Raw genomic sequence first — 11,901 nt, 5'->3', positions numbered from 1 at the left:
CGGCGCGGTGTTCCACAAAGGCAAGCTACTCGAACGGCCCGTTGGCATCACACCCGCCGAGAGCGACGAATCAACCGAAACCGAGGTCGCCTGAAACAACCTCATCCACAGGTCTTGACAATATCTCACAGCTACGACGCCCTCATGGGTGATGTCGGCCCGGCGCGTCGCAGAGGCATGGGAACCGTGTCGCCGGTCGCGGCGCCGCAGTTCGAGGGAGGCCGCGCCTCGCCCGGATTGATCGCCGAGCACGGCTTCTCCGCGCTGGTGACAACCCGACGCGGGAACCGAACGCACACTGTGCTTTTCGACACCGGGATCTCGCCCGACGGGATGGCGACCAACTTCGAGCGCATGGAGCTGGACGCATCGGCGATCGAGGTCGTCGTGCTCAGCCACGGTCACCCCGATCACGACGGCGGCTTTCCCGGGTTGGCCCGGCTGCGAGGCAGAAGCGGGCTGCCGCTGGCGGTGCATCCGCTGGTGTTCAGCCGGCGGCGCCTCGCGCTGCCGAACGCACCGGCGATGGAACTTCCGACGCTCAGCCGTTCAGCGCTGGAGGCCGAGGGGTTCGAGGTGATCGAGCGGCGTCAGCCGTCGCTGTTGTTGGACGGCTCGGTGCTGATCACCGGCGAGGTGGACCGCACCACGGAATTCGAGCGCGGATTGCCGAACCACGAGGCGTGGCGTGGCGGGCGCTGGGAGCCCGACCCGCTGCTGCTCGACGAGCAGGCACTGGTGGTGCATGTCCGGGGCAAGGGACTGGTAGTCCTCACCGGCTGCGGTCACGCCGGTGCGGTGAACATTGCGCGGCATGCCCTGCGGCTGACGGGAGTGGGTCGTCTGCATGCGCTGCTCGGCGGGTTCCACCTGACCGGAAAAGTCTTCGAGCCGATCATCGAACCGACGGTCAGCGCGTTCCTCGAATTGGCGCCGGACACCCTCGTGCCCGCCCACTGCACGGGGTGGAAGGCGCAGCACCGATTGGCGGCCGCACTGCCCGACGCGTTTGTGCCGAACGCAGTGGGCACTGCATTCACGTTCGCCGCGGCCTAGCTCGCCGGGTTTGCACGTGGCCGCAGCGTCGCATTCGGTAGGGGAGGAGCGGCCAGCCGGGCCGTTGGACCCCGGTAGCCCTCGACGGAGCCGAACCGGTCGCCGTGGTCCTGCCACTGCTGGCGGTAGGTCGCGATGTCGTCGTGGCTGCGACCGACGAAGTTCCACCACATGACCAGCTGCTCTGGAAACGGTGTGCCGCCGAGCAGTAGGACGCGCGCAGGTCCGTCGGCACGGTTGACGATGCTCAGCTGATCGCAACCGGCGGCTTGGAACGCGAGGTCGGCGACGTCGAGTGCGGTTCCCGCGACCTCGACGCTGCCCTGATCGAGCAGCACGCCGTGCTCGAAGGTGCGGTCGACATCCAGCGTGAGGTCGGCTCCCGGATCGAGGTCGAGCTGGGCACCGAGCAGCGGCGTGAAGGTGTGCACCGGCGAGCGGGAGTCGGCGAGCTCGCCGAGGAAGACGCGCAGGGCGGCGTCGCCCAGGGACTGGGGCGATGGGGCGAAGTGTGCGAAGTCGCGGTCGGTGTCGCGGTCGGCGTCGGGCAGTGCCACCCACAGCTGCGCGCCATGCAGGACGGTGGTCGCCGGCGCCGAAATCACCGATACTTCGGAGTGGCAGATCCCCGCGCCTGCGGTCATCAGGTTCAGCTCGCCGGGCCGCACCATTGCGTGCACGCCTGCGCTGTCCCGGTGCTCCACCTCGCCGCTGAACAGCCAACTCACCGTCTGCAGCCCGGTGTGCGGATGCGGCGGCACATCCATGCCGGTCACCCCGGTATTCCCGCGCAGGTCGTGCGGACCGTAATGATCGGCGAAGCACCATGCTCCGATGAGCGACCGTTCCCGCTGCGGCAGCGTGCGGCGGACCCGAATTGCCCGCGGTCCGCCGAGCGGCACCTCACGCGGATGCAGCACGCCGGTGAATGATGATGGTGCACAGACGACTTCGGCGGACGCCGGGTCGGTGTTGCTCACCAGATCAGAGTAGGCCTCACCCAGGGCTGGTCATCGCCGAACGGAGCACCTCGAAATCGTGGTCGTCGATTGTGAAAACCCCGGAGCGGAACTTGTAGCCCCACCGCGACGTGTCCTCGATGAAGTCGAGCTGCTCGAGCAGCGGGCGGATCGGCGTCTCCTTGCAGTCGAGGAAGTCGACATTGCGTCGCCATGGCACGAAGTCGGGCGTTACCTCGGTCTGATACGGCTCGTCGTCGACGACCTGCCCGATTGCGGTGAAGGCCTGTAGCGGCCGACCCTCGGGGTAGTCGGTTTTCGGCGAGTAGAAGATGATCCAGTCGCCGCGTTCCATCTTGCGCAACATGTGCGGCCTGCCGTGATTGGCCTGCGTGAAGCGCCCGCGGACCCCGCGCTCGACGTGGCCACGGCTCACCGTGTTTATCCAGTTCGTCATGACCTGCACGCTAAGCGCGGGCGCTGACAGATCCGGCGCTCGCGCGCAGCGCCTGTGGATAAACACCTCCCCCTGGGGTGTGACGGCCATGTAAGCGGGTATCCCGCGCACCACGGAAGGAGCACTGACATGGCGGCGGCGATCTCGAATACTCCCGACGCTTCCAGCAAGGGCGGAACGAAGTCGAGCTAGAGCGCACAACGATTGCGACGGTAAGCGGTTAGTGGAGAGGCGAATACATGGGATTCCCGAAACAGCAGCAGGAAGTTCCCGGCGTGCAGTCGGCGATGAATCCAGTCCCGGACTGTGGGGAAAACAGCTACCGCGGTTCGGGTCGCCTGATGGGCAAGCGCGCCGTGATCACCGGAGGCGACAGTGGAATCGGGCGCGCCGTGGCCATCGCTTACGCCCGCGAGGGCGCCGACGTGCTGATCGCCTACCTCAACGAAGACGAAGATGCCGCCGAAGTGGCCAGGCTCGTCGAAGACGCCGGCCGCAAATGCGTATTGGTACGTGGCGACTTGGCCGAGCCGAAACACTGCCGAGCGGTGATCGACCGTGCCGCAGAGGAGTTCGGCGGAATCGACGTGGTGGTCAGCAACGCAGCGTTCCAGATGAGCCACGACTCCCTCGAGGAGATCAGCGACGACGAGTGGGACTATACGTTCCGGCTCAACGTGGGCGCCTACTTTCACCTGGTGAAAGCAGCGTTGCCGCATATGGGTCCGGGAGCGTCCGTCATCGGCAGCAGTTCGGTGAACTCCGACATGCCTTCACCCGCGCTGGCGCCGTACGCCGCGACCAAGGCCGCGATCGCCAACTTTTCCGCCAGCTTGGCTCAAATGTTGGGAGACAAGGGTATTCGGGTGAACAGCGTCGCCCCCGGACCGATCTGGACGCCGCTGATTCCAGCCACCATGCCCGAGGAGAAAGTCGCCAACTTCGGCGACAACACACCGTTGGGCCGAGCCGGTCAGCCAGCCGAGCTCGCGGCGGTGTACGTGCTACTGGCTTCGGATGACGGCAGCTACATATCCGGTGCGCGGGTGGCTGTCACCGGAGGCCGACCCATCCTCTGAACGCGCGGTTGTCGCGGATCAACCTGCGCCGGCGACGCGGTAGCGGCACTGCGCCAGGTGGTCCAATCGGGACAGTCCGACGGCCAGATCGTCCACGATCGGCAACTGACCGTCGGGGTCACAAATCGACAGCAGGCGCCGTACGTGGTGGCTGCCGATGATGATCCAGTCCACGTCGCGGCGAGCGCAGTGCACGCTGACGTAGTACAGCGCCGTGAACGCCGCAGCGCTGGCGAAGTCAACGGCCCGCAGGTCAAGCACCAACTGCTTGGACATCCGGACGTGACGCTCAACGTAGCGACCCAGGTCTCGGGCATTGAGAGCGTCGACTTCGCCTACGACTGCGACGACGACCCTGGTTGGAGCGAAGTGGCGGACCGAGAACGTCGCGCTTCCGCAACGTCGCACGTCATCGGTCCGCGCGTGGAACGGACTGCGTCCGTTGACGGTGCGCAAGGCAGCCATCGCACTTCCCCCAAGTCCTGTTGCGCATTGCTGATGGATTGGTGTGCTGGACGACTTCGCTGCGGTGGCTGTGGTCTCATCCTGCGGTGAGGCATCCAGCAGGCTGGGAGCTCAACCACACTTGAGGATAGTGCGGATCGCGTGGGTGAAGTGCGGAATGCAGCAAACCCTCAGTTATAAGTTCCCTGTGGAACTTTCATGATCTTGACGGGCTAAGGGGTATGTCGCTACGAGCATTTTCGCCGGATTGACGACGGATTCCGTAGCGCAATTTGCGGGGAAAGGCGGATACGCGCGAAGTCGCGGTCAACCCTGGGTCCTTTGGGACGCGCGGCATTTGCCAGAACGACGGTGGTGCGTGCCGTCATTGCGCCACTACGGGAACGTATCCAGTGATTGGTCGTGCTTCTCCTGTTGTTTGTCCTTCACGTTGCCGGGTAGACGACGGTGTTGTGGTCGCTGCGGATCGTCCTCGGTCGTCCATGAAACGGAAACGCACACGGCGGATCGACCGCACCTGACAAAGAAATTCTCAACCGGATAGCAGGCCAGATGAGGTGCCGGACAGAAGATCCCCTATTCGCCGGCGTGGGCGCGATATGCGAAACCGCGATGCAAGAGACGGAAGCGGACGGCGTTGCGCTGGCGGTAGTGTCTCGTTCGCGGCGGGTCCGGGAGTTGATCTACGCCACCGATTCGCTGGCCCAGCAGCTCGACGATCTGCAGTACGTCATCGGGGAGGGGCCATGCTTCGATGCCTACCTTCGCGATGCACCGCAGTGTTATCCAGAGCTGACCAGTGTTGCGAAGACGGCCCGGTGGCCCGTATTCGCAGCCGGCGCAACAGAGTTGGGCGTGCAGGCGTTGTTCGCGATTCCTGTGCCCGATGGCTGGCGACCGATGGGAGTCCTGGAGTTGTACCGCCGCGCCACCGGCGACCTCGCTGATTCGGAGTTCGCGGCGGCATGCGCGTGTGCGTCCGCGATCGCGTACCAGCTGGAATCCAACTGGCAGGAGCATGTCGCCCACTTCGGAAACGCGGAACAAGCGATCGACGATGCTGCGATGACGGGCGCCCAAAGCCAGGTAGCCGTAGACCCCTTCACTCGCACGCAAATCCACGTGGCCGGCGGGATGGTAGCCATCCAGCTGGGTGTTACCGCCGACGAAGGGGTGGACCGCATTCGCGCGCACGCCTACGCATGCGCCCGGCCGGTGTCCTCGGTGGCCGCCGACATCATCGCCAGGAGGATGACGTTGTCTGATTAGGACGAGATGCCACGGGAATGACGAGACTTGGCGACCCGAGGGGTCGTATCGGCATCGAAGCGGGCTACCCGATGGCGGCGAGTTCAGATTGGCGTACTTGGCGGCGAAGGGTGTCCAGTGCGTTGGCGAGAAGACGTGATACGTGCATCTGTGAACATCCGATGCGGTTCGCGATCTCCGTCTGCGTCATGTCCTCGAAAAACCGCAGAGTCAACACGGTCCGCTGCCGCTCGGACAGCGCTGCGATCAGCGGACGCACCGTCTCCACCTGGAGCACCTTGTCTATGCCCGCGTCGATTTCGCCGAGCCTGTCCGCAAGATTGGGGAACGCGTCGTCTGAGCCGGAGGCCGAATCGGTGGACAACACCGAGTAATTGCTCCCGGCGAATGTCGCATCTATGACCAGATCTCGGTCGATACCCAGATGCTCGGCGATCTCAGTTGCGTTGGGAGCACGCCCGAGCTGCTGAGATAGCTCGCTGCGGGCGTTATTCAGCTGTCCTTGAAGATCTTTGACGCGGCGGGGGACTTTGACGGCCCATCCGCGGTCACGGAAATGTCGGCGAACCTCGCCCGCGACCGTAGGCACGGCGAACGCCAGAAAGTCTGCTCCGTTATCGGCATCGAAACGGTTGACAGCGTGGACCAGCCCCATGCGGGCCGTCTGGATCAGATCGTCGAGCGGCTCACCGCGGTTTCGATATCGGCGGGCGATGTGTTCGGCCAGCGGCAGGCAGCGTTCTACGATTGCGTCTCGCTGGCGCCGATACCGGACCGATTCCTCGTCGAGAGTTCTGAGGTGGCGAATCATCTGCGCCACGTCTGCATATTCGGAAGGCTCATCCATGCCGACTGTCCTCCGTCGGTTACCACTATCACTGGAATTAGCTGATCAGCGGCTCATGGCTGAACCTTGTGTCCTTGCGTGTACCCCTCGGTGCCGGGGTGCGAAACGCCCAGATTCCGGGCGGGCTAACTAGCGGTCGTCTTTGACGTGGCGTTCGCCGTTCGTCTCTGCTGCCGCGAGGGAGTCGACTATTTGCTGAGCGATGATTCGCACGGGGATGTTGGCGTCTTGGGAGAGTTTGGTGATCAAGGCGAAGGCGCGGGTGGCGTCGAGTTTGAAGCGCTCCATGATGATGCCTTTGGCTTGACCGATCACGTCTCGGCTGGCCAGTGCCGATTCGAACTGAACTTCTTTCCTAGCCGCGATCAGACTGATCGCCGCGTGGGTCGCCAGCATCGCGAGGGTGGCCTCGGACTGGATGTCCAATGCGTGGGGTCTCTTGCCGAGAAGGTTCAAGGCACCAGTGCCGGTGCGGTGGGTATAGAGCTGGAAGGACAGCACGCTGTGTATGCCATTTTCGAGTGCGGCTGCGGCAAAGTCGGGCCAGCGTTGATCTTGACGGAGGTCCGGAGCCCGGACGATCGAGTCGAAGGTTGCAGCTTCCAGACACGGGCCTTCTTGCAGGCGCATTTGCGCGTGGTCCAAGTCGGTGACTACCTGAGCGGTGGGAGCGACTGAACGGTATGACCCGTTTTCGATCAGCATGACGTCTGCGTAGTCGATGCCCTCTACGAGGTCGACCGCGGCGGCGGTGATGTGCCCAAGCGTGAGGTCGGCGTCAAAGTGCGCCGAGAAGGCGCTGGTCAACTCGACCATCTTGGTCTCGAGCAGATGGGTGAAGCGATCGTCTCGTTTCATGGCACGTCGACTTTCCCGGATGGATGGCATCACCCGGCGCCCCTACTGTCAGAAGCATCGAGCAACGTGACGATGGTGAATCCGGGTCGGTGCCCGGACCACCTAGCAGCGGGCGCGTCACGCCACCGGCCGCCAACCTGACAGTACTACCGAGAAACGCCACTTATCGGTCCCAGTGACCGTCGACCTGGCCACCGCAACCCGGGCGTCGAGTCGCTTTTGCGCCTAAAGGCGTGCCGCCATCGTTGGAGTCGGTCGATCGCCACCGCCCTTGCCCGATCGCTAGGAAAACCTGTCCTGTCGGACGCGGAGTGTGGCTTCCCGGCGATTACGGAACCGTCGCTCGATCACGAGGATCTCTCCTATCACCTCAGCAATCACCCAGGAGAGCCATGACACTTGCCCACAGGATCTTCTTTGTCCGTTCGCACGCCACCCGCCTCGCCACGGCAGGTGTCGCCATCGCGGCAGGCGCGATGATGCTGACCGCGCCCGCCGGCAACGCGATCCCTGAATCGACGATAAAGAGCGAATGCGATAGCGCCGGTGGCGTGTACACCATCGTCAGCGATATCGAGCACAGCTACTCCAGGTGCTGCTACGTGGATTACTACGGTGACAAGCACTGCGATCACTACACGGACGGCAAGTACACATACGAGACCTCGAATAACACCCTGGAGCAGCCACAAGACCCGCCACCCCCGCCGCCACGGGGCGAGGTAGTTGGGCCGCCGGCGACCGCGGCCATGCCCGCACCTCCGGACACCGGCATGACGCTGTATATGCCTCCACCGCCTCCGCCGATGATTCTCTATCCGGGAGCGATCACTCCCGGCCCCGCCAGCGGGGCGGAAGTATCTCGTTGAGCGAGGACGCCTAGAACGGGCTGCTGTTGGACTGCCAGCGGGCCTCTTCGGGACGAGGGCCGTACTTGCGGGCGTAGGCCTCGTGCATGGCGGCGTTCTTCTTGCGGTTGATCTCGTCGACAAGATTCGGGTCCCACCCGTGTTGGGCCAGGCGATGGCGTCGCCACACCTTGTTGAGCGCCAGCGCCATCAGCAACGCCCATATGTAGATCGGCACCGTCATCTCCAGGTGCACGTACAGCGATGCCGGCAGCAGCCAGAAGGGCGCGAGGACCAAGAAGGGCGGTATCGCCATCCGGATCATGTGCCGTCGTACCGCGCCATGATCGGCGAGGTCATGGGCAACCCACTCGCGCATCGAGTCGGGTAACCGCTTCCCGTAGGCGTAGGCAATGAACTGCAGAGGGCCTGGCTTCTTCATCGCGGATCTTTCCCTTCATCGAGCGCTCCCGCCGCCAGCGCCGCCGCGTTGACGCGGGTGAGTACGTCGTGCAGCCGTTCGAGTTCGTCGAGGCCGACACCGAGTCTTTCCACCACGGCCGGCGGAATCTTCAGGGCGCGTCGACGCAACTGGATGCCGGCCTTGGTCAGGCTGATGTCGGTCGCGCGCTCGTCGGAGACATTGCGGGTGCGGGTGATCAACCCGAGGGCTTCCAGCCGCTTGAGCATCGGTGACAACGTCGCCGAATCCAGTTGCAGCGCAGCGGCGATCGCCTTGACCGACAGCGGCCGATCGGGAGTGGACTTGTGGTTGTCCCACAGCGCGAGCATCACGAGGTATTGCGGATGTGTGAGACCCAGCGGTTCGAGCAGCGGACGGTACACCGCCAACACCGCGCGATTGGTGACCGCGAGCGCGAAGCACACCTGCCGTTCGAGCGCGAGGGGATCGATGCCTGCCTCGACGAGGGTCATGCCCTCTACCGTACGCCTATTAGATAGTGTCCTAACTAATAGCGTGCTAGATATCACACATTGTTAGCATCACCAGGCCATGTCTGATGAGCCGATCCGTGCCGACCATGCGGAGTTGTTGCAGCGCCGGGCGCTGACCGAGGACGCGGCCCGACCCGACGCGGTCGAGCGCAGGCGGGCCCGCAACGGCCGCACCGCCAGGGAGAACATCGCCGACCTTGTCGATGCGGATTCGTTCGTCGAGTACGGACGCTATGCGATCGCGGCCCAACGTCACCGTCGCGACCTCGCCGACCTGATCGCCCGCACCCCCGGCGACGGATTGGTGGCCGGCACGGCGCGCGTCAACGGCGACCTCTTTGGCGATGAGCACGCCGCCTGTGCCGTCCTGTCCTATGACTACACGGTGCTCGCGGGCACTCAAGGCGCGCTCGGCCACCGCAAGAAGGACCGCCTTTTCGAGCTGATCGAGCGCATGCGCCTGCCGACCGTGTTCTTCGCCGAGGGCGGCGGCGGACGCCCGGGCGACACCGACTATCCCGCGGTATCCGCACTCGACGCCCGGGCGTTCAAGCTCTGGGCCGCGCTGTCGGGTCTGGTGCCGCGCATCGCGATCGTCAAGGGCCGCTGCTTCGCGGGCAACGCGGTGATCGCGGGCTGTTCAGATCTGATCGTCGCCACCGAGGACACCTCGCTGGGGATGGGCGGACCGGCGATGATCGCCGGCGGCGGGCTCGGCGATGTCCATCCCGACGAGGTCGGGCCGATCCGAATGCAGGAGCCCAACGGTGTGGTCGACGTCGTCGTGACCGACGAAGCCGAAGCGGTAACCGTTACGAAACGCTTGCTCTCCTACTTCCAAGGCACGACCGCGCCGGGCAAAGTCCACGACCAAACAGCCTTGCGCACAATGGTTCCCGAGCGGGCGCGGCGCGCCTTTCCAGTGAACCCGATCGTCGAGACGCTCGCTGACGAAGGGACGGTGACGTTCCTGCGGCCGCGCTTCGCCGCCGAGATGGTGACCGCGCTGGCCCGAATCGACGGCCGCGCCGTCGGCATCGTCGCGAACAACAGCATGGTGATGGCCGGAGCCATCACGGCGGCCGCATCAGACAAGGCGGCTCGCTTCCTGCAACTGTGCGACGCGTTCGGGCTGCCGGTTGTTTCGTTGATCGACTGTCCGGGCTACATGGTCGGCCCCGCAGCGGAGGCCGAGGCGCTGGTGCGTCGCGCGTCGCGGATGCTGGTCGCCGGTGCCGCGCTGAGCGTGCCTCTCGTCGCAGTGGTGCTGCGCCGCGGCTACGGACTCGGCGCACAGGCGATGCTGGGAGGCAGCCTGCACGAACCGGTACTCACCTTGGCATGGGCGGGCGCGCATCTCGGTCCGATGGGCCTCGAAGGTGCGGTTCGGTTGGGACTGCGCAAGGAACTCGAGGCGATCGCCGACGACGAGGAACGAGAAGAGCGGGTGCGCCAGGCGACTGCGTCGGCGCAGGAGAATGCCAAGGCGCTCAACGCCGCTCAGCTCTTCGAGATCGATGACGTGATTGATCCGGCCGACACCCGCCGGCTCATCATCGACACCTTGACCGCGGCCACCATGCATGAACCGCGCCGTACCGATAGGCGATTCGTCGACACCTGGTAGTCGATACGCCGAAACTGAAGTTGTTTGCGACATTTCCCGCGATTTTCGTGCACAGGCTCAGTTTCGCGCGACGCGTCCCGCCGCCGACCCCTCGTACGGCGGGGGATTCAGCTGTCAGGCGGATTCCGCGTAATAGCGACGCGGCCGCACCACCTGACCGTTGCGCTCGGCGAGCGACTTCAGCTGCCGCAGGGCAAACGTGCGTCCGCGTCCACTTTCCGGGATCACGATGCCGGCCCACAGCCCTTCCGCCCGCGGTAACTCGCACGCATCTCGGGCGCACAACCAGCGCCGTGGGCACGCTCGGCAGATCGCCTTTGCCTCTTCGTCAGCCGATGTCGTCCACCGCTCGGGGTCACGCGTGCAGGCGCCTACCGGCGTCTCGTCCCAGTGTGTTGTGTCCATCCCAGTCGCTCCCTTGTCCGCTGTGCGGCAATGCGCCGCGATGACGCAAAGCTAACCTATAAACCGTAGCGTTGCAACAGTTAGCGCTACACAACGCGCGCGTGGCGGAGTTGTGATCGCACTCGCCCAGTGTTGAGTGCCCGATAAAGAGGGGTTTGGAGCTGGGAGTTTTGAGAATTACCGGCGAAACACAAACCGTAGCGTCGACGTACCGCTCCAGCGGGGCAAGATATAGCTATGCCACGGATCGGCAGACGCCACGCGAGCCCAAGTCGTAGCGGTGTCCGCGACGACCGATAGGATTGCGTCGCCGCTGCGCCCCGCGAGTTCTCGAGGAATGCCCGTTGATGACCGACCCGGAGTCGACCGAGATGCTCGACCCGGGGATGGTGCGTGCCGGCGCGGCCGCCGCAGCCCGTCGACGCGAACTCGACATCAGCCAGCGCAGCCTGGCGACGGACGGGATCATCAACGCAGGTGCCCTCATCGCGTTCGAAAAGGGCCGCAGCTGGCCGCGTGAACGCACCAGAGCAAAGCTCGAAGAGATGCTGCGGTGGCCGCCGGGAACCATCGCGCGACTGCGGCAAGGGGAGTCGGTCACCGTTGAGCGGCGCGGCGAATCACCGGGACAGACCGGCGAGGACATTCCGCTGATCGCCCAGGCGGTGGTCAGTGCGGTCAACACGTTCGGCACTGCGGTTGAGTCGTTGCCGCCCGTTGAGAGTCCGGATTTCACGCCGCGCGCGACGAAGATCCTGGCGGATCTGCGTCAACTCGAGGCAGTCGCGGCCAGAGCGGCCCGGATCAGCAAGGTGTCGCCCGCATTGATCAAGGCGCTGAGCGCCGTGCGCACCCGCTATGACGAGCTCATGCTGCGTGCCGCCCGCGCCCCGGGGGCGACGCTCGGGCAGCGGCTATATGCGGCGCGCCGTGGCGCGAACCTGACCATTCTCGAAACTGCCCAAGCCGCAGGGGTTTCCGAAGAGGACGTGATCGGCGCCGAGGCGGAGGAACCCGTACCCCCGGCGGTTGCGCGGGAGATCGAATCACTGATCGAGCAGCTGAGCTGAGTCA

14 protein-coding genes are annotated in these 11,901 nt (G+C 64.9%); 6 read left to right on the top strand and 8 right to left on the bottom strand.

The window, feature by feature from the left end; genetic code table 11:
• The first annotated feature begins 144 nt into the window (after nucleotides 1-144).
• Nucleotides 145-1,056 (top strand): MBL fold metallo-hydrolase, encoded by a 912-nt coding sequence (locus tag CSQ99_RS18675; RefSeq protein ID WP_141562699.1) that lies wholly within the window; start codon nucleotides 145-147, stop codon nucleotides 1,054-1,056.
• Here CSQ99_RS18675 and CSQ99_RS18670 read toward each other — a convergent pair.
• Nucleotides 1,053-2,036 (bottom strand): pirin family protein, encoded by a 984-nt coding sequence (locus CSQ99_RS18670; RefSeq protein WP_099040490.1) that lies wholly within the window; start codon nucleotides 2,034-2,036, stop codon nucleotides 1,053-1,055. The genes CSQ99_RS18675 and CSQ99_RS18670 overlap by 4 nt on opposite strands.
• Before the next feature lie 16 nt (nucleotides 2,037-2,052).
• The gene (locus CSQ99_RS18665) at nucleotides 2,053-2,472 is read right to left on the bottom strand and encodes an EVE domain-containing protein (RefSeq protein WP_099040505.1); all 420 of its coding nucleotides are present in this window, start codon (nucleotides 2,470-2,472) and stop codon (nucleotides 2,053-2,055) included.
• A gap of 239 nt (nucleotides 2,473-2,711) precedes the next feature.
• On the opposite strand from CSQ99_RS18665, the gene CSQ99_RS18660 reads away from it, so the two are divergent.
• Nucleotides 2,712-3,551, top strand: a complete 840-nt coding sequence (locus tag CSQ99_RS18660; RefSeq protein ID WP_099040489.1) for an SDR family oxidoreductase — start codon at nucleotides 2,712-2,714, stop codon at nucleotides 3,549-3,551.
• 18 nt (nucleotides 3,552-3,569) lie between these two features.
• On the opposite strand, the gene CSQ99_RS18655 is transcribed toward CSQ99_RS18660, so the two are convergent.
• Entirely contained in the window at nucleotides 3,570-4,016 is a 447-nt protein-coding gene (locus CSQ99_RS18655; RefSeq protein ID WP_099040488.1) for an STAS domain-containing protein, read from the bottom strand.
• Between the two features lie 612 nt (nucleotides 4,017-4,628).
• Here CSQ99_RS18655 and CSQ99_RS18650 point away from each other — a divergent pair.
• Entirely contained in the window at nucleotides 4,629-5,285 is a 657-nt protein-coding gene (locus tag CSQ99_RS18650) for an ANTAR domain-containing protein (RefSeq protein ID WP_141562698.1), read from the top strand.
• Between the two features lie 64 nt (nucleotides 5,286-5,349).
• Here CSQ99_RS18650 and CSQ99_RS18645 read toward each other — a convergent pair whose 3' ends face one another.
• Nucleotides 5,350-6,132: a SigB/SigF/SigG family RNA polymerase sigma factor gene (locus tag CSQ99_RS18645; protein WP_099040486.1), complete on the bottom strand. Its 783-nt coding sequence runs from the start codon at nucleotides 6,130-6,132 to the stop codon at nucleotides 5,350-5,352.
• Nucleotides 6,133-6,261: 129 nt separating this feature from the next.
• Entirely contained in the window at nucleotides 6,262-6,948 is a 687-nt protein-coding gene (locus CSQ99_RS18640) for a GAF and ANTAR domain-containing protein (protein ID WP_245908985.1), read from the bottom strand.
• A gap of 434 nt (nucleotides 6,949-7,382) precedes the next feature.
• Here CSQ99_RS18640 and CSQ99_RS18635 point away from each other — a divergent pair, with 434 nt between their 5' ends.
• Entirely contained in the window at nucleotides 7,383-7,859 is a 477-nt protein-coding gene (locus tag CSQ99_RS18635) for a hypothetical protein (RefSeq protein ID WP_099040484.1), read from the top strand.
• A gap of 10 nt (nucleotides 7,860-7,869) precedes the next feature.
• Here CSQ99_RS18635 and CSQ99_RS18630 read toward each other — a convergent pair whose 3' ends face one another.
• On the bottom strand, nucleotides 7,870-8,280 hold the full coding sequence (locus CSQ99_RS18630; RefSeq protein ID WP_099040483.1) for a DUF5313 domain-containing protein: 411 nt from the start codon (nucleotides 8,278-8,280) through the stop codon (nucleotides 7,870-7,872).
• Nucleotides 8,277-8,774, bottom strand: coding sequence for a MarR family winged helix-turn-helix transcriptional regulator (locus CSQ99_RS18625; RefSeq protein ID WP_099040482.1), 498 nt, complete (start codon nucleotides 8,772-8,774; stop codon nucleotides 8,277-8,279). Before CSQ99_RS18625 ends, CSQ99_RS18630 begins: the two co-directional genes overlap by 4 nt.
• A gap of 79 nt (nucleotides 8,775-8,853) precedes the next feature.
• Here CSQ99_RS18625 and CSQ99_RS18620 point away from each other — a divergent pair, with 79 nt between their 5' ends.
• Entirely contained in the window at nucleotides 8,854-10,422 is a 1,569-nt protein-coding gene (locus tag CSQ99_RS18620; RefSeq protein WP_099040481.1) for an acyl-CoA carboxylase subunit beta, read from the top strand.
• A 114-nt stretch (nucleotides 10,423-10,536) separates the two neighbouring features.
• On the opposite strand, the gene CSQ99_RS18615 is transcribed toward CSQ99_RS18620, so the two are convergent.
• The gene (locus CSQ99_RS18615) at nucleotides 10,537-10,827 is read right to left on the bottom strand and encodes a WhiB family transcriptional regulator (RefSeq protein WP_099040480.1); all 291 of its coding nucleotides are present in this window, start codon (nucleotides 10,825-10,827) and stop codon (nucleotides 10,537-10,539) included.
• Between the two features lie 347 nt (nucleotides 10,828-11,174).
• Here CSQ99_RS18615 and CSQ99_RS18610 point away from each other — a divergent pair, with 347 nt between their 5' ends.
• Nucleotides 11,175-11,897, top strand: a complete 723-nt coding sequence (locus CSQ99_RS18610) for a helix-turn-helix domain-containing protein (protein WP_099040479.1) — start codon at nucleotides 11,175-11,177, stop codon at nucleotides 11,895-11,897.
• Nucleotides 11,898-11,901: the final 4 nt, after the last annotated feature.

The sequence above is a fragment of the Mycobacterium neglectum genome (assembly GCF_002591975.1).
GTDB lineage: Bacteria > Actinomycetota > Actinomycetes > Mycobacteriales > Mycobacteriaceae > Mycobacterium > Mycobacterium neglectum.
The sequence above is the reverse complement of the archived record's forward strand: the minus strand, read 5'-3'. Positions and strand labels throughout refer to the sequence as shown.